General features: G+C 56.7%; 22 protein-coding genes. All 22 read right to left on the reverse strand.

Annotated elements, in window-relative coordinates; all coding sequences use genetic code 11:
* Nucleotides 1-2 precede the first annotated feature (2 nt).
* The 22 genes from ELR57_RS14845 to ELR57_RS14950 all read right to left on the reverse strand — a co-directional run bounded on the left by ELR57_RS14845 (nt 3) and on the right by ELR57_RS14950 (nt 20,010).
* On the reverse strand, nt 3-497 hold the full coding sequence (locus tag ELR57_RS14845; RefSeq protein WP_126959879.1) for a chemotaxis protein CheD: 495 nt from the start codon (nt 495-497) through the stop codon (nt 3-5).
* Nucleotides 494-1,114, reverse strand: coding sequence for a chemotaxis protein CheC (locus ELR57_RS14850; RefSeq protein WP_126959880.1), 621 nt, complete (start codon nt 1,112-1,114; stop codon nt 494-496). The genes ELR57_RS14845 and ELR57_RS14850 overlap by 4 nt, the downstream gene beginning before the upstream one ends.
* A 3-nt stretch (nt 1,115-1,117) precedes the next feature.
* Entirely contained in the window at nt 1,118-1,579 is a 462-nt protein-coding gene (locus ELR57_RS14855; RefSeq protein WP_126959881.1) for a chemotaxis protein CheW, read from the reverse strand.
* A gap of 27 nt (nt 1,580-1,606) precedes the next feature.
* Nucleotides 1,607-3,697: a chemotaxis protein CheA gene (locus ELR57_RS14860; RefSeq protein WP_126959882.1), complete on the reverse strand. Its 2,091-nt coding sequence runs from the start codon at nt 3,695-3,697 to the stop codon at nt 1,607-1,609.
* Between the two features lie 38 nt (nt 3,698-3,735).
* Nucleotides 3,736-5,250, reverse strand: a complete 1,515-nt coding sequence (locus ELR57_RS14865) for a protein-glutamate methylesterase/protein-glutamine glutaminase (protein WP_126959883.1) — start codon at nt 5,248-5,250, stop codon at nt 3,736-3,738.
* 51 nt (nt 5,251-5,301) lie between these two features.
* Complete coding sequence (locus ELR57_RS14870; RefSeq protein WP_126959884.1) at nt 5,302-6,168, reverse strand: MinD/ParA family protein; 867 nt, start codon at nt 6,166-6,168, stop codon at nt 5,302-5,304.
* A complete protein-coding gene (gene flhF, locus ELR57_RS14875; protein WP_126959885.1) occupies nt 6,161-7,699 on the reverse strand; it encodes a flagellar biosynthesis GTPase FlhF in 1,539 nt (512 codons plus the stop codon). Before flhF ends, ELR57_RS14870 begins: the two co-directional genes overlap by 8 nt.
* Nucleotides 7,696-9,729: a flagellar biosynthesis protein FlhA gene (gene flhA / locus ELR57_RS14880; RefSeq protein WP_126959886.1), complete on the reverse strand. Its 2,034-nt coding sequence runs from the start codon at nt 9,727-9,729 to the stop codon at nt 7,696-7,698. Before flhA ends, flhF begins: the two co-directional genes overlap by 4 nt.
* 73 nt (nt 9,730-9,802) lie before the next feature.
* A complete protein-coding gene (gene flhB, locus ELR57_RS14885) occupies nt 9,803-10,897 on the reverse strand; it encodes a flagellar biosynthesis protein FlhB (protein ID WP_126960025.1) in 1,095 nt (364 codons plus the stop codon).
* 41 nt (nt 10,898-10,938) lie between these two features.
* Nucleotides 10,939-11,718: a flagellar biosynthetic protein FliR gene (gene fliR, locus ELR57_RS14890; protein ID WP_126959887.1), complete on the reverse strand. Its 780-nt coding sequence runs from the start codon at nt 11,716-11,718 to the stop codon at nt 10,939-10,941.
* Nucleotides 11,719-11,724: 6 nt separating this feature from the next.
* Nucleotides 11,725-11,994 carry a flagellar biosynthesis protein FliQ gene (fliQ, locus tag ELR57_RS14895; protein WP_126959888.1) on the reverse strand — a complete coding sequence of 90 codons (270 nt, stop codon included), beginning with the start codon at nt 11,992-11,994 and terminating at the stop codon, nt 11,725-11,727.
* 35 nt (nt 11,995-12,029) lie between these two features.
* Nucleotides 12,030-12,779, reverse strand: coding sequence for a flagellar type III secretion system pore protein FliP (fliP, locus tag ELR57_RS14900; protein WP_126959889.1), 750 nt, complete (start codon nt 12,777-12,779; stop codon nt 12,030-12,032).
* A complete protein-coding gene (locus ELR57_RS14905) occupies nt 12,780-13,322 on the reverse strand; it encodes a flagellar biosynthetic protein FliO (RefSeq protein ID WP_126959890.1) in 543 nt (180 codons plus the stop codon).
* Nucleotides 13,323-13,326: 4 nt separating this feature from the next.
* On the reverse strand, nt 13,327-13,689 hold the full coding sequence (locus ELR57_RS14910; RefSeq protein ID WP_126959891.1) for a response regulator: 363 nt from the start codon (nt 13,687-13,689) through the stop codon (nt 13,327-13,329).
* Nucleotides 13,690-13,712: 23 nt separating this feature from the next.
* Nucleotides 13,713-14,939 carry a flagellar motor switch phosphatase FliY gene (fliY, locus tag ELR57_RS14915; RefSeq protein WP_126959892.1) on the reverse strand — a complete coding sequence of 409 codons (1,227 nt, stop codon included), beginning with the start codon at nt 14,937-14,939 and terminating at the stop codon, nt 13,713-13,715.
* Nucleotides 14,929-15,930, reverse strand: coding sequence for a flagellar motor switch protein FliM (gene fliM, locus ELR57_RS14920; RefSeq protein ID WP_126959893.1), 1,002 nt, complete (start codon nt 15,928-15,930; stop codon nt 14,929-14,931). The genes fliY and fliM overlap by 11 nt, the downstream gene beginning before the upstream one ends.
* A 56-nt stretch (nt 15,931-15,986) precedes the next feature.
* On the reverse strand, nt 15,987-16,469 hold the full coding sequence (locus tag ELR57_RS14925; RefSeq protein WP_126959894.1) for a flagellar basal body-associated FliL family protein: 483 nt from the start codon (nt 16,467-16,469) through the stop codon (nt 15,987-15,989).
* Nucleotides 16,466-16,699: a flagellar FlbD family protein gene (locus tag ELR57_RS14930; RefSeq protein WP_126959895.1), complete on the reverse strand. Its 234-nt coding sequence runs from the start codon at nt 16,697-16,699 to the stop codon at nt 16,466-16,468. The genes ELR57_RS14925 and ELR57_RS14930 overlap by 4 nt, the downstream gene beginning before the upstream one ends.
* Before the next feature lie 55 nt (nt 16,700-16,754).
* Nucleotides 16,755-17,582 (reverse strand): flagellar basal body rod protein FlgG, encoded by an 828-nt coding sequence (flgG, locus tag ELR57_RS14935; RefSeq protein WP_126959896.1) that lies wholly within the window; start codon nt 17,580-17,582, stop codon nt 16,755-16,757.
* Between the two features lie 109 nt (nt 17,583-17,691).
* Nucleotides 17,692-18,096 carry a TIGR02530 family flagellar biosynthesis protein gene (locus ELR57_RS14940; protein ID WP_238162536.1) on the reverse strand — a complete coding sequence of 135 codons (405 nt, stop codon included), beginning with the start codon at nt 18,094-18,096 and terminating at the stop codon, nt 17,692-17,694.
* A complete protein-coding gene (locus ELR57_RS14945) occupies nt 18,089-18,577 on the reverse strand; it encodes a flagellar hook capping FlgD N-terminal domain-containing protein (RefSeq protein WP_126959897.1) in 489 nt (162 codons plus the stop codon). Before ELR57_RS14945 ends, ELR57_RS14940 begins: the two co-directional genes overlap by 8 nt.
* A 20-nt stretch (nt 18,578-18,597) precedes the next feature.
* The gene (locus ELR57_RS14950) at nt 18,598-20,010 is read right to left on the reverse strand and encodes a flagellar hook-length control protein FliK (protein WP_126959898.1); all 1,413 of its coding nucleotides are present in this window, start codon (nt 20,008-20,010) and stop codon (nt 18,598-18,600) included.
* Between the last annotated feature and the right edge of the window lie 30 nt (nt 20,011-20,040).

Genomic DNA, 20,040 nt, shown 5'->3' on the forward strand with positions numbered 1-20,040 from the left:
TGTCATATCTCCTTTACCCCATGCTGTACGCTTCGAATGACGAAAATGCCGGATTGGCTGTTCAGTTCCACCGTTCGGCCGAAGTTGCCCCCCGTATCCTCGGCAACGATCGGAATTCCCATGCTGCCAAGAGCGAGCTTCGTCGATTCGACGTTGCGCGGCCCGATCCTCATGCTGTCGCCTCCGCCGGCGAAGGCGAACATCTGCGCTCCGCCGGCCAGCTTGGCGACCAGCCTTCTCTTGTTGGCTCCAAGCTCCAGCAATCGGCGGAGCAGCTCCGGGATCGCCGTATCCGCGTATTTGGCGATATTCAGTTGTCCTTCGCGGGCGATCTCGGAGGACGGCAGCATGATATGCGCCATTCCCGCGACCGTCCGGTCCGGATCGAACAAGGTTAATCCAACGCAGGAGCCGAGTCCCGTCGTCTTAAGGACGGCTCCGCCGGAGGCGACGTTCAGGTCGGCCATTCCGACTTTGATCAGGTTATCTTCCGTCATTCGAGAGGAACTCCGAGGGAGACGAACATCCGCTCGAAGGATTGAGGATCCGGAATAAAGAAGAAATGGCCTTCCGCTTCCTGTTCTCCCTTCAGGAATGTCGTATCGATCAGCAGCGCGTCATCGCCCATCGTTCCGAACTGCAGCAAGCCGTAGCCGAGAATCGCGCCGGCCATGTCCACCGCGATGGAAGGCACGGAAGGCGACATCGTTAACCCCGTCAGATCCGCCAGAGACGACAAGTACGATCCGGCAAGGATGTTCCCGATCTCGCACAAGGCGGAAAGCTGCAATTCGGTATACTCCTGGTTCTCGGCAACTTCGATTCCCAGAAGGACTTGGAGCAAGATCGCGGCCTGCACCCTGCTCATGAGGAAGAACATATTGCCGGGAGAATCTCCGTCCACCCGAAGGAAGACGGCGACGACCACCTCTTCCGAGCCGCCTACGCGCTCCGCTATCTCCTCGAAGGGAACGAAGCTGACGGTCGGCACCGTCATGTCGACGGGCTTGTCCAGAAGTCTCGATAGCGCTGTCGCGGCATGGCCAGCGCCGATATTCCCCACCTCGCGGAGGACATCCATCTTGAAATCCGGATTGTGATTGAACAGCTCCACCCGTTATTCTCCCATCTGCTCGAGCTGGATGATCTCCGAACGGTTGAGAACTTCCGACAGGTTCAGGAGAATCAGCAATCGGTTCTCTTCGAAGGTTGCTACGCCGCTCAAATATTTCGCTTTGATTCCGCCGACCACTTCAGGCGGAACGCCGATCGTGTCGCTCATGATGTCGACGACGTCGTTCGCGGAGTCGACGATGAAGCCGACTTCCAGTTCGTTCGCCGCCACGATGATGATTCGGGTGTTCTCGGTCGGCTCGCTCTCGGGAAGTCCGAAACGCCCTCTCAGATCGATAATCGGAATGACGACACCGCGAAGGTTAATGACGCCTTTGACGAATGCCGGCGTCTTCGGAACGCGGGTGATCGGCATCATGCGTTCGATCGTTCTCACTTTGTCTACTTCGATGCCGTATTCTTCATGACCAAGCGTAAAAACGATTACTTTCAATTCCTCTGCCATGTCTAGCCCTCCTCGAATGATCGTTCGTTATTTGATAAGAGCGTTCGGGTCTACGATGAGGGCAACCTGTCCATCCCCCATGATCGTGGCGCCCGAGATCAGCTTCTGGTTCGCCAGGTACTTGCCTAGCGTCTTAAGGACAATCTCGCTCTGGCTGATGAATTCGTCGACGAGGACGGCGGCAAGCTTCTCTCCCTTGCGAATGACCAGCATCTCCGTCTCCTTCTCGTCGTCATCCCGGTAGTCCGGAGAATCCAGCACCTTCGCGAGCGACACGACCGGAATGATCGCCTTCCGGTATTCGATCACCTTGTTGCCGTGGAGATCCCGGATATCTTCTCTCTTGACGGCGCCGGTCTCCACGATCGAGGAGAGCGGGAAGGCGTACTTCTCGGAGCCCAGCTTGATCAGCATGGCCGAGATGATCGACAGCGTGAGCGGAAGCTGGATCGAGAAGATCGAGCCCTGGCCCATCGTCGAAGTGACGCTGACCTGGCCGCCGAGCGATTCGATCTTGGACCTGACGACGTCGAGGCCGACGCCGCGGCCGGAGATGTCCGAGATCTTGTCCGCCGTGCTGAACCCCGGTGCGAAGAGAAGCATGTTGATCTCGTCGTCGCTCAGCTTCTTCGCGTCCTCAGGCGAGACGATTCCCTTGTTAATCGCGATATCCAGAACCTTCGGACGGTTGATTCCGGCGCCGTCGTCCTCGATCTCGATGAAGACGTGGTTGCCGCTGTGGAAGGCGCGAAGGCGAATCGTTCCCGTCTCCGGCTTGCCCGCCGCAAGCCGCGCCGCGGGCATCTCGACGCCGTGGTCGACGGAGTTGCGGATCAAGTGGACGAGCGGATCGCCGATCTCGTCGATAACCGTCCGGTCCAACTCCGTCTCGGCGCCGGTGATGACCAGCTCCAGCTTCTTGTCCAACGACTTGGCCAAGTCCCGAACCATCCGCGGGAAGCGGTTAAACACGCTCTCCACGGGAACCATCCGCAGCTTCAGGACGATATTCTGCAGATCCCCGCTCACTCTCGCCATGTGCTCGACCGTTTCCGTCAGATCGCTGCGCTTCACTTCCGTAGCCAGCTGCTCGAGCCGGGAACGATCGATCAGCAGTTCGCTGAACAAGTTCATGAGCGTATCCAAGCGTTCGATATCCACCCGGATCGTGCGGTTAGCGTTCGCCCCGGAGGCCGGAGCCGCCGCGCGTGCAGGCGCGCTCTCGCCGCCCGGCTTGGCCGCAGCCTTCGCCGGCGCCGCCGCTGGAGCCGCCGCCGCTGCCGCCGCTTGCTGAATCGCTTGCACCTGCTGCTGGGCGGCTTCTTCCTTCGATTGGTCAAGCTCGGCCAGAGAGGAGCGATCGACCGGAATGACCATGGCCGACTCGATCTCCGATACGTTCAGGATGCTCTCTTGAAGCGCCGCTTCGTCGATCTGAGAGATGTAATAAACCGAGAAGCTGCGGTCGAACTTGTCCTGTTCGATGTCCTGAACGGAAGGATGAGACTTGACGATCTCCCCGTTCTTCTCCAGGAAATCGAATACCATGTATGCGCGGACCGCCTTGAGCACGCAGTCCTCGCGAATGAACACCTGAATGTGGAAAACCTTCATTCCGCTGTCGACGGACTGTTCGAGAATGGACAGCTGGTACTGGTCAAGCAGCAGCTCGGTCGCCACGATCGGCTTGTCCGATTCCGCGGAAGCTTTAACCGCCTTGCTTCCCGGTCCCGCGATGTCTCCCCGGACGATCGCTTTGAGCACCTCGACCAGGTCGCTGACGTCCGCCTTGCCCGTTCCTCCGCCGACCACGTCCTGCACCATGCCCTCCAGCGCGTCCAAGCACTTGAACAGCGCGTCGAAGATGGTCTCGTTCATCGAGAGCTTGGAGTTGCGGACCAGATCGAGAACGTTCTCCATTTCGTGGGTTAGCGATGCCAGATCCTCGAAGCCCATCGTTGCGGACATTCCCTTCAGCGTGTGGGCGGAACGGAAGATAATCTGGACGATGCTTAAATCCTCTGGCGACTGCTCCAACCGCAGCATGCTCTCGTTGAGAGATTGCAGATGGTCGTTTGCCTCGTCGATAAAGATGGATAAGTACTGATTCATTTCCACTGTACGGACACCTCCTGGGCGACTAGTCTTGCCTCGATCTACCTCTTTCTAGCAGTCACTTCGTAGACAAGCGCCGGAGCGATCTGCTGCAGGTTCAGCACCTGCGATGCGGCTCCAAGCTCCACGGCCGAACGCGGCATTCCATAGACCACGCAGGTCCGTTCCGACTCGGCGATCAGCGTCTCGGCCCCGTCTTCTTGCAGGGCCTTCATCGCTTTGGCGCCATCGCTTCCCATGCCTGTCATGATGACGACGTGGCGTTTGATCTCCTTGAGCCCGACTAGCGACTCGAACAGCCGGTCGACCGACGGCCGATGCCCCGATACTTGCGCATCCTCCGACAAGGAGATTCGATAGGTTCCTCCCGAATCCCGTACTAACGTCATATGAAGCCCTCCCGGAGCAATATAGGCGGTTCCGGTCAGGACGGGCTCTCCTTCGCTTGCTTCGCGAACGTGAATGTTCGTAAAGCTGTCCAGCCTCTGCGCGAGCGAATGCGTGAACTTCGGCGGCATGTGCTGCACGATCAGGATCGGGGCCGGAAAATCGGGCGGGATCGCCGTCAGCACCTCCTGAAGCGCCCGGGGTCCGCCGGTCGATGTGCCGATCGCGACGATATGGCCGAATCGCGTACGGCCTTCCGCCTTCTGTTCGACCTTGGCTCTTCGGCGTTCGGCAGCGGCTTCCGGAGCGATTGACGGCCTTGCCGTTTCCGGAGGCGAATGTACCGATTCCTTGCGCGTTGCCGGCTTAACCGTCTCCGGCATGCGCGGTTCCGGCTGAAGCGCCTTGGCCGGCATCGGCCTGGAAGACGGCTTGTCTGCCGAGGCCGGTCCTTTTCTCGGTTCGGCGGTTCTTCGCGGAACTTCCGAGGTCAAGCCCGCGTTTGTTTCGGGCAGCCGGAATGCCTTCTTCCCGCCCGGCTGCGAACCATCCTTCGGTGCGGGCACCGTCTTCGGTTCCGCCGGCTTGCTCTCTCTCGCCTTCTCTAGAGGAAGGGATTCGGGCGCGATCGGCCCGGCCGGCGGCAGATGCGCAAGGTTCGAAGCCGCTTCAGGCGGTTCCTTCGAATCTAGCGCTTCCATCTCTTCCTCTTGATCGTGCTCCGAGAGATCGTCCGCGGAAGCCAGCATTCGCACGTTATCGTTACGCGCCATCTCTACCGCGACGTGCAGCTTCTCCCGCAGTTGATCTCCGACCTGCCGGATATCGAGCTTAACGGAGCCGTCCGGTTTGCGGATGAAGTCCAAGGCGCCGTACTGCAAGGCTCTGATCGTGTCCCTGGTTCCGTTGTCCGTCACGGCGGAGAGCATGATGACGGGGGTCGGCCTAAGCTTCATGATTCTGCGAAGCGCCTCCAGACCGTTCATGGACGGCATCTCCAGGTCCATCGTGATGACGTCCGGTTCGATCTCCAACGTCTTGTCGATGGCTTCTTTGCCGTTGGAGGCCGTTGCCGCGACTTCAAAGGAAGGATCGGCGGAGATAAAATCGCTGAAAACTTTGCGCATGAAAGGGGAATCGTCTACGACGAGCACTTTGAATCGGGCCATGAGGGAATCCCCTTTCTTCTCTAGGATGTCATGCTGTTCATCTGGCTCCAGTCAACCCCATAAACGGCGAATTCTCTGAAGGAAGCTTCTCGCTCCCCCTGCTTCGACGGCTTTGTCTTCGGATAAATAAGCAGCGGCGATTCTCTCGATCCCCCGGTTGGCTGCGCTGTCCGGATAGGCAATCGACAGCGCCGTCTGGCGCTTGACGGCCTTGATCATGTGGCTGTCGTCCGGAACGTAACCGAGCAAGGGCAGCTCGATATTCAAGTACTTCTTGGATACCTGTTGGATATTGCTTGCCGTCTGCTGGCCTTCCCGCTCGTCCGCGACCCGATTGATCACGAGCCGGAACGAAACGTCGTGCCCCATCGTCTTCACCATCTTGATTAGGGCGTATGCGTCCGTGATCGAGGTCGGCTCCGGCGTCGTAATGACCACCGCCTCTTGAGCCGCCGTGATGAACCGAAGCGTTTCTTTGGATAATCCCGCGCCGGTGTCGAAGATCAGGAAGTCTACGTGGCCGTGCAGTTGGCCGATCTGGGCGGCGAAATAGTCGAGATCGGCTTCGCTGAGCCGAACGAGATCCTTGAAGCCGGAGCCTCCCGCGATGAACCGGAGGCCTCCGGGACCCGTCTGGATAATCTCCCAGATCGTCTTCTCCCTCTTGAGGAGATGGAAGAGATTGAACTCTGCCGGGGTGCCGAGCAGAACGTCGATGTTCGCCATGCCGATGTCCGCGTCGAACAGCAGCACGCTGTATCCTCTCTTCTGCAAAGCTAGAGCGAAGTTCAGGCTGAAATTCGATTTGCCCACTCCGCCTTTGCCGCTGGTGACCGTAACGATTCGGGTCTGCTTGGCAGCCGCCAGCTTCTCCTGAATCGTCACCAGATTACGCAGGGCTTCCGCTTGATCATTCATCGTGAAGCTCTCCCAACAATCGATGGACCAGATCCTCCGGGTCGAAAGCTCGAATGTCGTCGGGAACGGTCTGTCCGTTGGTGACGTAAGAAACCTCGTAATCGAACGCCATCACCAGGTTCAGAATGGCGCCGTAGGATTCCGTCTCGTCCATCTTGGTGAACAACAACCTCCGGACTCCGTACTTGGCGAATTGCCCCGCGACCTTCTTCATGTCCTCGAATTTATGCGTCAGGCTAAGGACGAGGACGCTCTCGGACTGTTCGCCCGGAGCGAGAAGCGTATTCACCTCGGAGACGAACATCTCGTTCCGGTAATTGCGCCCCGCCGTATCCATAAAGATGAGATCCTTGTCTTCCAGCTTCTTATATGCCTTAGGCAGCTCGGAGGAGGAGAAGACAACCTCCAGGGGAACGTTCAGGATGTCCGCATACGTCCGCAGCTGGTCGACGGCCGCGATACGGTAGGTATCCGCCGTAATGAAACCGACGGATCGCCGATGCACGAATGCCTGATCCGCCGCGAGCTTCGCGATCGTCGTCGTCTTGCCAACGCCTGTCGGCCCGACGAAATTCACGATTCGGGTGTTCGCGGATATTCCTTGGCCGGCCGCCGGCGCCAGCCAACCTCTCAGCACCTCTTCCCCCTTCTCGTAAACAAGCTTCGGATCCGGGTCCGCCGATCCGCCGCACGATTCCATGACGGTCTCGGCGAACCGCTCGACCAGTTGCGGCTCGACTCCTTGCTCCGCCAGTTGCTTGGACAGCTTCAGGACGGGCTCGGGAATGATTCGAAAGCTCTGCTGGCGATTCATCTCCCTCATCATATCTTTCATCGCCCGCAGCTCTTGCAGCAGCGTGGCGGTCTCGTCTTCCAACGCCTTGCCGTTACCGGCTTTCTCTGCCGCCTTGGGCTCTTCCTTCCAGCTTGCCGGAGCCGCAGCGGGTTCCATCGCGAACGATTCGCGGCGCTCTTCTCTCGGCGCGTAAGCTTCCGGCGAGCGGGTTGCCGAGAAGCCGGCAATCAATTCGAGCGCGGCTTCCGCCGCCTTGCCCGGTGAATCATCGGATCGAGGAGCCGCCGGGGCCATCGCGGCCGCCGCCGGCTCCAAGGTTGCCGTCGGCGAGCCTCCCATCGGCGCCGTCCCCTGGCTGTATCGATTGCGAACCGCTTGAGGAGGCATATAGGAAGGCGCGCCGTCTTGCGGGAGTTCTGCCATCGCCTTAGGAATTCGGGCCGGCGCTTCCTCCGCGAGAGCCAACGGGGGCGCCGCCGCTGCCGATGCCGTCGCCAGTGCCGCCGGGCCGCGGTTAGGGCGCACGATCGGCCCGAGCGATGGGGCCGGCTTCGGCTTCGCCGCCGCTTCGTCCACCGCCGCGATCACTTCCATACGCTTCTTGCGGAACATGCCAAGAAATCCGCCGATGCGGATTTCCTTGGTATTGAGAATGACAGCGTCCGATCCCAGTTCCGTGCGAATCATCTGGACGGCTTCCGGCAGATCCTGGACTAAATATCGTTTGACCTTCATGCGTTCACCACCCCGACGCTTTGCACTTCAATATTCGGTTCGAGCTCGCTGTACGAAATAACGGGAATATCCTGCATGCTGCGCTCAAGCATCTGGCGCATGTACATCCGAATGGTCGGCGAAGTCAGTATGATCGGCTGCTGCCCCAATTGGAGCACCCGGTTCACCTGCTCCGACAGCTTGGAATAAATCGCTTGCGTCGATGGAGGATCCAGCGCAAGATAGCTGCCTTGGTCGGACTGCTGGACGGAATCGGAGATCTTCTTCTCGACCGTCGGGCTGACCGTGATCACCTTTAGCGGCTCGTTCGGCGACGCGTACTGCAGCGTGATCTGCCTGGACAACGCCTGGCGCACGTATTCCGTCAGCACGTCCGGATCTTTCGTAAACTTGCCGTAATCGGCGAGAGTCTCGAAGATCGTGACCAGATCCCGGATCGAGATCTTCTCCTTAAGCAGCTTGGCGAGCACCTTCTGAATGTCGCCGATCGACAAAGTCGACGGAACCAGATCGTCGATAAGCGTCGGATACGACTCCTTGACGCTGTCGATAAGGGACTTGGTCTCTTGCCGTCCAAGCAGCTCGTGAGCGTTCCTCTTGATAATCTCCGTCAAGTGGGTTGCCACGACGGACGGAGGATCCACCACCGTATAGCCGGACATCTCGGCGCGTTCCTTGGTCGATTCGTCGATCCAGAGGGCCGGGAGGCCGAACGCAGGCTCCTTCGTCTCGATGCCCGTAATGGAATCATCGTCATAGCCTGGGCTCATAGCCAAATAGTGGTTAAGCAATAATTCGCCACGAGCTACCAAATTTCCTTTCATTTTGATAATATATTCGTTCGGTTTTAGTTGAATATTGTCGCGAATCCGGATAACCGGGACGATAAGTCCCATCTCGAGCGCGCATTGGCGGCGGATCATGATGATTCGATCGAGCAAATCCCCGCCTTGCTGCGTATCCGCGAGCGGGATAAGACCGTAGCCGAATTCGAATTCGATCGGATCGACCTGAAGCAGGCTGATGACGCTCTCGGGGCTCCGCACCTCTTCGATCTCCTTCTCTTCGACGAGCAGATCTTCTTCCTTCTTCTTGCGGGATACGCTCTTCTGAAGCCGATAGGCGACGAAAGCAAGAATAGCGGCGTAAGGAATCGTTGCCAGAGGGCCGATCGGAGTGGCAATGCCGAGCAGCGTTATGGTTCCTGCAACGATATAGAGCAGCTTAGGATAACGCAGAAGCTGCTGGGACAGGTCTTGGGCCATGTTCCCTTCGGACGCCGCGCGGGTCACGATAATACCGGTCGCGGTGCTGATAAGCAGGGCGGGAATCTGGCTGACGAGACCGTCGCCGATCGTCAGGATGGAGTATGTATTGAGAGAATCCATTACCGGCATTCCGTGAATGACCATGCCGACGATGATGCCGGCGATCAGGTTGATCATCACGATGATGATGCTGGCGATAGCGTCCCCTTTGACGAACTTGCTCGCGCCGTCCATGGCGCCGTAGAAATCCGCTTCCTTCTCGATCTTCGTGCGGCGCTCCTTGGCTTGCTGTTCATTGATCAAGCCGGCGTTGAGGTCCGCGTCGATGCTCATCTGCTTGCCGGGCATCGCGTCGAGCGTGAATCTCGCCGCGACTTCGGATACGCGTTCGGCGCCTTTGGTGATGACGATAAACTGCACGACGACCAGAATGAGGAAGACGACGAAGCCGATGGCGAGTTGGCCGCCGGCCACGAACTGGCCGAACGTATGGACCACTTTGCCGGCTTCCGCTTTGGACAGAATGAGGCGGGTTGTCGAGATGTTGAGCGCCAGCCGGAATAACGTGGTGATGAGCAGCAAGGTCGGGAATATCGAGAACTGCAACGCATCCTGCGTATTCATGGAGATCAAGAGGATCATGATGGCGAGCGAGATGTTGATGATGAGCAGAATATCGAGCAGCCCTGTTGGGATGGGGACGACCATCATCAGAACAATGCCTATGACGCCGATTAGTATGCTAATGTCCCGAACTTTCAAGACGTTCCCTCCCTTTCTATAACCCTGCGAATATGGATGCGGCTTCTTGCGGCAGCTGCTTCCCTAAATGGCTTCAAGCCTTGCGTTTGCCTTTCAACCGATATATGTAAGCCAGTATTTCGGCGACCGCCTGGAAGAGATCGGCGGGAATGGTCTCCCCCACCTCCGTCCTTTCGTACAGCGCACGGGCCAGCGGCTTGTTTTCCATAATTATGACTTCATTGGCTTTGGCGATCTCCCGAATCCGCAATGCCAGGTAATCCTGGCCTTTGGCAATCACCTTGGGAGCGTCCATGTTCGTGGAGTCATACTTGATCGCGACCGCGAAGTGGGTCGGGTTCGTGATGATGACGTCCGCATTGGGCACTTCCTGCATCATGCGCATGATGGCCATGCGCCTCTGCCTTTCTCGAATCTTGCCTTTGATCTTGGGATCGCCTTCCGCGTTCTTGTATTCATCCTTGATGTCCTGCTTGCTCATCTTGAGGCTCTTCTCGTAAGAGTACTTCTGATAGTAGAAGTCCCCGATCGCGAGAATGAACAGCAAGACGGCAACCATCAAGCCCAATCGGGTGACCAATGAACCGGCATAAGCGAAAATATCGATGATCGGAACATGGGCCAACGCCATGACGCTGTCTCTCTCCGACCATAAGACCAGGTAAACGATGATGGAGATGGCCAAGAGCTTCAGGATGCTCTTGCCGAGCTCCACGAGCGCCCTGGAGCTGAAGATTCGTTTGAATCCGGAGATCGGATTGAGCGAAGTCAGCTTGAACTTCATCGGTTCCAGCGTAAACAGCCATCCGACTTGAAAATAACTGGAAGCTAAAGCAACGATGATCGCTCCTATGAAGATCGGCGATAGAAACAGCAGCATCTGAAGGGCATACCGCTTGAACATGTCCATGACGTTGCCTTTCGTAACGTCCATCGGCAATCGATGAAGCAGGGTGTCGCTGAACATGGCAAGGATTCGATCCCAGAAGAAGGAGCCGAGGACCATCAAGATGCTGACGCTTACGATAAGCTGGAGAGACGAGCCGATCTCTTGGCTGTGAGCGACCTGGCCTTTCTTGCGGGCATCTTCTCGCTTCTTAGGCGTCGCTTTCTCCGTCTTCTCGCCGGCGAACAGCTGCAGATTCATCGGCAGGCGATAGCGAGACATTGACACCGAAACGACCTCCTCCGCCGAAACTCTCCTGCTGCTTAAGCCTTTAAGACGACAAACAATTTCTCCAGGGCGTCGAACATCCGATCGAAGATCATCTGGAACAACGTTCCGAAGCCGGGGAGAATCAGAATAAGAATGGCGAGTCCTAGCAGTATTTTGATAGGGACGCCGATGACGAAAATCTGGAATTGCGGAGCCGCTCTCGTCAGTAGAGCAAGCGCGACATCCAGCAGGAACATGGAGACAACGAGCGGCGCCGAGATTTGCAGGGCCAGCATGAACGTGTCGGCGAAGGTTCGAGCCAGAAACTCGGTAAGGGTTCCCCCTTGTACGATGCCGAACAAGTCGTTGTCTAGCGGCAGCCAATTATAGCTGTCCATTAGTGCTTGAATCAGATAATGGTGCCCGTTGATGGAGAGAAACACCAGCATTAACAGCATCGACTTGAAGTTCCCCATAAGCGGAGCGGAAATCCCCGTCAGAGGGTCGACGATGTTCGCCATGCTGAGTCCCATCTGCATGTCCATTAACGCGCCGGACGTCTGCACGACCGCGAAGAACAGGTAACACACATATCCGATAAGGAGGCCCGCCAGCACTTCCTTCAGGATCGAAAAAATAAAATTGCCGTCAGCGACGACTTTCTCGTTAAATCCGACCTGCATAAAGACGATATAAGAGATAAAGAACGACAGGCCGATCTTCAAGGGCCGCGGAACCGTCTTCGCCGAGAAGATCGGAGCCACGACCATGAAGGAGCTGATTCTGCAGAAGACGAGCAAGAAAGCCGGGAAGTATTGCGTTATCAGTTCCATTCGCCGTCATCCAATGTAATTTGCCAAGTTGCCTAGCAAATTCGTCGTGAAATCGACCAGAGTCGTGAGAATCCAAGGACCGAAGATAAGCAAGGCTACGAATACCGCGATGATCTTCGGGATAAAAGCAAGGGTCTGTTCGTGAATCTGTGTCGTTGCTTGGAAGATGCTGACGAGCAAGCCGACCAGCAGGCCAAGGCCGAGCATGGGCGCGCTGACCGTCAGAATGATGTACATCGCCTTCCCCGCCAAGCCGATAATAAATTCCGAGCTCATCATTCATCCTCCTTCGTGCAAGTCGTGATCCGGAATCAAGTCTGGAAGCTGGTTAGCAGCGATTTGACGACGAGGTACCAACCGTCCACCAAGACAAAGAGCAGGATCTTGAACGGAAGCGAAATCATGACGGGCGGAAGCATCATCATCCCCATCGCCATCAACGTGCTGGCGACGACCATATCGATGACCAGGAACGGGATAAAGATCATGAATCCCATCTGGAAGGCCGTCTTCAGTTCGCTCATGGCATACGCGGGAACAAGAACCGTTAGCGGAATGTCTTGATAGGTCTTCGGCTTTTCCGCTTTCGTATAGTTCATGAATAAGAGAAGGTCCTTCTCTCTCGTCTGCTTGTACATGAACTCCTTCATCGGGACCGCCGCTTTGGACAAGGCGTCGGTCTGGGAGATCTCGCCCTTCATGTAGGGCTGAAGCGCCTGTTCGTTCACCTGCGACAGCGTCGGCGACATGACGAACAAGGTCATGAACAGCGCGAGTCCGATCAGCACCTGATTCGGCGGCATCTGCTGCGTGCCGAGGGAGGTCCGGACGAAGCCCAGAACGATAACGATTCGGGTAAAGCAGGTCATCATGATCAAGATCGCAGGCGCCAGGCTAAGCACGGTTATGATCAGCAGCAAGGACAAGGAGGACGTTCCGATCTCCTGATTCTCGCCGTTGATGTTGATGCCTACGAGTGAATCCGCCGCGAACGCGGCCCCGCCAACGAACAGCGATGACAGGATCATGGCTATCGAGCTGACTAGTAATTTCTTCTTCATTTAATCATCCGTCCGATCTCCGGAACGATCCTTGTTTAGCAATTGATCCACCTTCTGCCTGCGCTCCGAGAGCTCCCGCATGCGAGCTTCCAGCGTCTGCTCGAAGCTGACGCCTCCGGAGACGGGCTCCTCGGATCTCGCTTCGCCGGGTTTGGAACGATTGCCGAGGCGTTTGAGCCACGCCGGTATCGCCGCGTCGCTTGACGAGTTCACCGTGTCGTGCTCGGCGAGAAGAGCCGCAACCGTGTCGGTGTCCGAGATGACCTCCAGCAAGCTGACGTTCTCCCCTACCCCAAGCACGTAGATCCGTCCGTTCCATTCCACGATCTGAAGCGATTTGTTCGTACCGACGGCCACTCCGCCCAATGAGCGGAGCGAGCGATTGATCCACCAGCCTCGGTTCTTCTTGCCGATAAATCTCAGTACGAAAATAATGAGTGCTACGATAAGCCCCAGAACGAGCAGAATACGGAACATGTCCCAGCCCGAGGTTCCAAGGTTCTCATTCCCCGCTGCTAATAAGCTTGCCGCTGGACTTCTCACGTGCTTATCCGAGCGTCTTCTTGATCGCTTCGATAACGCGGTCGGCTTGGAACGGCTTCACGATGAAGTCTTTCGCTCCGGCTTGGATCGCGTCGATAACCATGGCTTGTTGTCCCATTGCGGAGCACATGATGACCTTGGCGTTGGAATCGAGCTTGCGAATCTCCTTAAGAGCCGCAATGCCGTCCATCTCCGGCATCGTAATGTCCATCGTGATCAGATCCGGCGTCAGTTCCTTGTACTTCTCGATTGCTTGCGCGCCGTCTTGTGCTTCTCCCACGACTTCATAGCCGTTCTTAGTCAGAATGTCGCGAATCATCATCCGCATGAAAGCAGCATCATCAACGATCAGAATACGATTTGCCATTTTTTAAGTTCCTCCCGAAGGGTTTATTGAATTTTTTGTACGCGATCCCACTGGCTGACGATATCGGTTACCCGTACGCCGAAGTTCTCGTCGATAACGACGACTTCGCCCTTGGCGATCAGCTTGCTGTTGACCAGAATGTCGACCGGCTCGCCGGCGAGCTTGTCCAGCTCGATAATGGAGCCTTGGGACAATTCCAGAATCTCTTTGATCTGCTTCTTCGTGCGTCCGAGCTCAACCGTAACCTTCAGAGGAATATCCATCAGGAGACCCAAGTTCGTCTCGTCGATAGGAGCGCTTCCTCCCGCATTGAAGTTGGAGAATTGCACGGGCTGAACGTTGACATTCCGATTCATTCCAGAACCACCCAACGATTGAGGATGATGAGGCTCTTGATAACCGTAAGAAGGCATGGCAGGCGGCATCGAAGCCGGCGGCTGCGGCGCGTGCTGCATCGGCGCGGCCGGCTGCGGTGCCGGAGCGGCTGCAGCCGGTGCGGACGGAGCCGGAGCTGCTGGAGCGGCCGCCGGCTGCGGCGCAGGTTCGGAAGCTCCGATGAGCGAGGCAACCAGTTCCTTCGAGAAGGATACGGTCAACAGCTGCATGATCGTCGAATCGATCAGATCTCCGATCTTCAGGCGGAACGATACTTTGACGAACACATCCTCCGGCGGCAGGTTCGAGGTGCCGGAGTTCTCCTTGACGTCCAGAATGTCGACGCCTGGAGGCGAGATGTTCACGAAGCGGTTGAAGATCGTCGACATCGACGTCGCGGAAGACCCCATCATCTGGTTCATCGCTTCTTGCACGGCGCTAATATGTATCTCGTTCAACTCTTCGGAAGTGACATTGCCTTCTCCTCCGAGCATGAGATCGGCAATGATCTGGGCATCGAGCGCCTTGATGACAAGAGAGTTGATTCCTTCGAAGCCGTCTACGTAATGAACATGAACCGCAACGTGCGGTTTAGGGAATTCATTGACGAATTGGTCTCTGGAGATCATGGACACCTTCGGCGTCGTAATGTCTACCTTTCTTCCGAGCAGAGTAGATAGAGCCGTTGCCGCGCTGCCGAACGTGATATTGCCGATCTCGCCCAAGGCATCCTGTTCCAGCGGCGTCAGGTAATCGTCGATCGAAGTCGCCGCCGGAGTCTCGTTCGCCGAAGCGGCGGCCGTCTCATCGGAAGCGGAAGATTGCCTTAGCAGAGCGTCGATCTCTTCTTGGGATAAGTAATCTTTACTCGTCATTGAATTCTTCAACTCCTTCGCTGACTATCTCTACTATCTGTACCGCCATCTTGTCGCGGACCGTTCCCGGGCTTCCCAAGAACTTCAGCTTGTCTCCCACTTTGATCTCCAGGCCATCCGCCGTCTCTTTGTGCAAGGTAATGACATCCCCCACTCCGAGACTAAGGAATTCATGGATATTGATGATGGAGGAACCAAGCTCGGCGACGATCGGCAGCTTCGCTTTGCTGACGCGGTGCTCCAGAAGATTCACTTCTTCCGGCGCCCTGACCTTCTTCTGAGAGACGAACCAGTGATGGACGGACAGCTTGGACATGATAGGTTCTATTACCACGTGCGGGATACAGAGATTGATCATTCCCGTCGTGTCCCCGATCTTCGTGCTAAGCGAGATCAAGGCAATCGTTTCGTTCGGGGATACGATCTGCATGAACTGCGGATTCGTCTCCAGCGCTTCGAGGCGCGGCTCGATGTCGACGATCGTCTTCCAGGCTTCCTGAAGCGATTCAAGCGCCCGGCTGAAAATCTTCTCCATGATGATGGTCTCGATCTCCGTCAGGCTCCCGATCTTGCTCGGGGCCGAGCCGGTTCCGCCGAGAAGGCGGTCGAGCATGGCGAAGGCGACATTCGGGTGAACCTCGAGAACCATGCGGCCTTCCAACGGCTCCGCTTCGAAGATGTTCAGAATCGTCATCTTGGGGATGGAGCGAATGAATTCGTCATAAGGCAATTGCTCGACCTGGACGACATTGATCTGTACGAACGTTCGAAGCTGGGCTGAGAAATAGGTTGTTAGGAAGCGTGCGAAATTCTCATGAATGCGCGTAAGGCTGCGGATGTGATCTTTGGAGAATCGTACGGCTCTCTTGAAGTCGTAAGCGCGAACCTTCTTCTGCGCGTCCTCCTTCTTAAGCTCCTCGGCATCCATCTCGCCGGATGACAGCGCCGCAAGCAGCGCGTCGATCTCATTCTGCGAAAGAACGTCAACCAATTTTACTCCCCCCTTTCCGAAGTGTTCCTATCAAGTGGATTCGTTGCTAACGTCTATTAAATCTGGGTCATGATAAAGCTTGTAATCTCTACACTCGCCAGCTTGCCTTCGGTGAGAACGGGATTGATTGCATTAATGAGAGCGGCTTGAAGCCGGTCCTTGCCTTCCGTTCCGCTAAGCTCTTCCGGTTTAAGCACCCAGAGAGCGCGATTGACAAGCGGCTTAATCTGAATATCCTTCAGCTTGTCGAATTCTTCCTTGGCTTGCGCGCTGTCCAATTGGAACGACAGGCTGAGCATGACGACATAATCCGTGTCCGCAATATTCGTCTTAATATCATTCAATTCTGATGTGACCTTGATCCTCTCATCGGCAGACATCGGTTTGGCAGAGACGTCCTTGACGCTTTCCTGAGTCTGCTTGGCCGGATCGTTCGATTTCGAATCTCCGAATAGAGTAGACCATGAGTATATTCCGACGATAACGATTAAGGTAATCGCCAGAAGCAGTGAAACCAGCCAAGGTAACATTTTTTTCATGACGTTGCTCCCTCCGATTGCGCATTGGACGGTGACGCGACCGCTGCCAACACGCCGATGCTGCGCAGATAATGCCGGATGGATCTGATCACATCCGAAGAATTTTCCAATACCAGAAGTTTCTTGCCTGTCGTAAGCGTAATTAGCGTATCCGGCGTCTCTTCCACCGTCTCGATCAGTAATGCGTTGACATGAAATTTGGTGCCGTTTAAGCGGGTCAAGCCTATCATTGGAGTCCCCCCGTGCCGTCAAGGGAGGCCCGAAGCCTCCCCAACAGAACATCAATTACCGTTTCAGGTTGACAACCTCTTCCAGGATGGAGTCGGAAGTCGTAATAATACGGGAATTGGCTTGGAATCCGCGTTGCGCGACGATCATCTCCGTGAATTCGTTCGTGAGATCCACGTTGGACATTTCCAGCTGGCCGGAGATGATGGCTCCGGTTCCGATCGTTTCGTCGCTTGCTTGCGAGATGGTCAGCTCTCCCGCCGGATTGGCGTTCGGAGTCATCCGATAGAGATTGCCTCCGACTTTCTCGAGTCCGGCCGGGTTCACGACCTTCGCGACCCCGATCATAGCGAGCGGTTCGCCGCCGTTGCCGTTCGCGTCGACCGGAATAATGCCGCCGTTCTGGGAGATGGAGAATGCCGTAACTTCTTCGGTATTGATCTGGATCGGCGCTCCTCCCTCTGCATCGAGAACGTACATGCCGTCGGCATTGACCAGCCAGCCGTTCGCATCCAGCGTAAAGTTGCCTGCACGCGTCAGGTAAGCATTCTCCGGATCGCCGTTCGGGCTGACCACGAAGAATCCGTCGCCGTCGATGCGGAGGTCCGTCGCGACATTGGTCGTCTGCGCGCTGCCTGCCGTATGCACCGTATCGATCGCCGCTACCGAAACGCCGAGACCGACTTGCTTGGCGTTTACGCCGCCTTGCTCGCCGTCGATCGGGGCGGTAACGCCGGACATCGTCTGGCTCAGGATGTCCTTGAACATGACTCGGCCCGCTTTGAAGCCGGTCGTGTTCACGTTAGCGATGTTATTGCCGATTACGTCTAGCTTTGTCTGGAACCCTCGCATACCGGATACACCGGAATACAACGAACGTAACATGAACTCATCTACCTCCTAGGCTTGTCAACTATAGCGTTCGCTTCAATCGATCCGCGACGCCAGGGCCCCCTTGTGAGGTCCAGCCCTTCTTGCTAACGCTGTCGCCAAGTCAGCTGACGACGACTGCGCTGTCGATCTGGGTAAACACATGCTCCTTCATCGAGGAGCCGTCCAATGCGGTTACGACAGTGCGGTTAGGCACGTTGACGATCATCGCAATATCCCGGAACAGAACGAGTGAATCCTTGGCTCCTTTGGCTTCCGCTTGATCGACAGCGCTTGCTATGCGATCGAGCTGGTCCGGTTGGAGCTTAATGCCTCTCTGCTGAAGCCTCTGTTCCGCGTGATGGCTGAACTTCAATCTGGCTTGATCAAGCAGTTGCTGAAAAGAAGTCTCTGGATGGCTTGCCGCTGCCGAAGTGCCGCCATCGGATTGCGCAGGATACGTCCGTCTGCCTTGTACGGGTCCAAGCCGGCTAGCCGCCAGTTGGCCGACAAGCATCCGGTCACTCACCCGTGCTCACCTCCGCGTCCGAACCTTTTGTCGTCGGATAGGCGATGGAAGTGACTTCATCCACCTTGATCTCGGCCGCTCCGATTCTCGCGTAGGACAGGCCGTCCTTAGACACGATCGAATCCACGATGCCGGATTTCTCGACCGTATTGCCGCGGTTGTCCGTCTCGTTCCAGGTGACGTTCATTCCAAGCATGTTGGCAACCATTCCAGGCGCGTTCCGCAGCGCTTGAATCTGTGTTGCCATGTTCATCGTCTGCTCCAACGCCGAGAACTGCGCCATCTGCGAGATGAACTCTTTGTCTTCCATCGGCTGCATCGGGTCTTGGTTCTGAAGCTGGGTAATCAGAATCCTCAAGAATTCGTCCTTGCCCAACGTGGAGCCCGATTCCTTGGAAGAAGATTGCTTGGCCGCCGTTTGCACGTTCTTATCGGAGTAATAAGGCCATTGGGCCGCTGGGCCCACTCCGCTGCTTGCCATTCCGATTCACCTCCCCGCCGTTATGCCGTCGTGTTGATCGAAGCTCCAAATCCTGCTTCGCGAATCAATGTGGTTCTCTCCAGCTCGTCCTCGAAATTAACCGGCTCTTCAATCGCTCCGTCTTTATGCTGTCTGGCGCGGTTGCCGTTCTGTTCGGAACCGGAGCCGCGATCCTGGTCGTTCAGGAAGGACGTGGAATCCGAAGCGTCTTGAGGCTGCTGCACGACTTCAATTCGTTCGACCTGAATGCCTTGGCTCTGCAGAGCGCTGCGAAGCATGCTCATCTGATTCTCGATCAGATCCTTGGCCGTTCCGGAATGCGTCAGGAATTGGGCGGTCAATTGGCCGTCCTGCATGGAGATGCGCACGTCCACTTGTCCCAGATGCTCGGGCGTCAGCGTAATCTTCGCTTCCGTGAAGCCGTTGCCGTTCGTTAGAACGAACTGCCTCACCAGATAATTGCCGACTTGCTGGCTGAACTGCTGGACAGGCACTTGGGCAGGCAATGCCGGCTTCGAGCTGGAAAGCTCGGTATTCCGGTTAGCCAAGTCCTGCGTCTGCAGCGTCCAAGCGAGCGTCGTCGAGCCGTTGTTCGCGGAAGAGGAACTGTCGTCTACCGGATTAACGACCGAAGAGTCCGATTCCGCCGAGGATGCCGTCGCTTCCTGCTGCAAGTTCCAGTAAAGGACCGGTTCCTTGAAGACGGAAGGCTTGCGAATCTCCGATGCGGATTGCTGGTGAATCGTCTGTGTCGAAGCTTGCTGCTGCACCCCAGCTGTTCCAATCGCTTGCGAGGTTCCGACTCGAATCGGATCCGCCTGTTTGTCTGCAGTCGACTCGACATCCAGCTCGATGCCGGAAGCCGGGCCCGCGGCCGCCAGTAGCTGCTTCAATTGATCGGTTACATTCTCCAGCTTGTTAGGGTCCAGCTTGCCGTTGTTGCTCTTTGAAGCTTGCTGCAGAAGCTGGAGCAGGAGCAGCAGATTTGCCGGCTGCCCGGTTGCCGCCGAAGCCCCTTCCTCCACCGTGCTCGCGCCGTCAGTCTCGCCGTTCCCGCCGGCAAGATCCGCCGGAACCGTCGTATCCTGGAGCAAGGCTTGGAGCGCCGCCAACAGTTCGCTTAACGCATCCTGCGTTTTGCCATCGGTCTCTTCGTCAGAAGCAGGGTCCGCAAGCTGCTGAACCAAAGCGTTCAACGCCGCCAGAAGGGAGTCTCCGTCTTCTTGCTGGCCTTCCGTCCCTAAACCGCCGATAAACGCCGCAAGTCCGACTGGCAGTGCCAATCCGTTGCCGGCTGCGTTGTCCTGGTTCTGTCCGCCTATCGCCTGAACGAGCGCTCCCGCGAAACCGCCGCTTCCCGAAGACTTTCCCGTCCCGCCCTGATTCGTTAAAGCAGCGGAGACAGGAGCCGTATTCGTTACGATCATGTTCATGTTCTCACCTCCTCTCGTCGGATTGGCAAG

The sequence above is a fragment of the Cohnella sp. AR92 genome (assembly GCF_003990975.1).
GTDB lineage: Bacteria > Bacillota > Bacilli > Paenibacillales > Paenibacillaceae > Cohnella.

What these genes read in the sequence shown, in the direction of transcription:
- ELR57_RS14845 (WP_126959879.1), bottom strand. Translation starts at nt 497, where the DNA reads ATGACGGAAGATAACCTGATCAAAGTCGGAATGGCCGACCTGAACGTC.
- ELR57_RS14855 (WP_126959881.1), bottom strand. Translation starts at nt 1,579, where the DNA reads ATGGCAGAGGAATTGAAAGTAATCGTTTTTACGCTTGGTCATGAAGAA.
- ELR57_RS14865 (WP_126959883.1), bottom strand. Translation starts at nt 5,250, where the DNA reads ATGGCCCGATTCAAAGTGCTCGTCGTAGACGATTCCCCTTTCATGCGC.
- ELR57_RS14870 (WP_126959884.1), bottom strand. Translation starts at nt 6,168, where the DNA reads ATGAATGATCAAGCGGAAGCCCTGCGTAATCTGGTGACGATTCAGGAG.
- flhF (WP_126959885.1), bottom strand. Translation starts at nt 7,699, where the DNA reads ATGAAGGTCAAACGATATTTAGTCCAGGATCTGCCGGAAGCCGTCCAG.
- flhB (WP_126960025.1), bottom strand. Translation starts at nt 10,897, where the DNA reads ATGTCTCGCTATCGCCTGCCGATGAATCTGCAGCTGTTCGCCGGCGAG.
- fliR (WP_126959887.1), bottom strand. Translation starts at nt 11,718, where the DNA reads ATGGAACTGATAACGCAATACTTCCCGGCTTTCTTGCTCGTCTTCTGC.
- fliQ (WP_126959888.1), bottom strand. Translation starts at nt 11,994, where the DNA reads ATGAGCTCGGAATTTATTATCGGCTTGGCGGGGAAGGCGATGTACATC.
- fliP (WP_126959889.1), bottom strand. Translation starts at nt 12,779, where the DNA reads ATGAAGAAGAAATTACTAGTCAGCTCGATAGCCATGATCCTGTCATCG.
- ELR57_RS14910 (WP_126959891.1), bottom strand. Translation starts at nt 13,689, where the DNA reads ATGGCAAATCGTATTCTGATCGTTGATGATGCTGCTTTCATGCGGATG.
- fliY (WP_126959892.1), bottom strand. Translation starts at nt 14,939, where the DNA reads ATGACGAGTAAAGATTACTTATCCCAAGAAGAGATCGACGCTCTGCTA.
- ELR57_RS14925 (WP_126959894.1), bottom strand. Translation starts at nt 16,469, where the DNA reads ATGAAAAAAATGTTACCTTGGCTGGTTTCACTGCTTCTGGCGATTACC.
- ELR57_RS14930 (WP_126959895.1), bottom strand. Translation starts at nt 16,699, where the DNA reads ATGATAGGCTTGACCCGCTTAAACGGCACCAAATTTCATGTCAACGCA.
- flgG (WP_126959896.1), bottom strand. Translation starts at nt 17,582, where the DNA reads ATGTTACGTTCGTTGTATTCCGGTGTATCCGGTATGCGAGGGTTCCAG.
- ELR57_RS14945 (WP_126959897.1), bottom strand. Translation starts at nt 18,577, where the DNA reads ATGGCAAGCAGCGGAGTGGGCCCAGCGGCCCAATGGCCTTATTACTCC.
- ELR57_RS14950 (WP_126959898.1), bottom strand. Translation starts at nt 20,010, where the DNA reads ATGAACATGATCGTAACGAATACGGCTCCTGTCTCCGCTGCTTTAACG.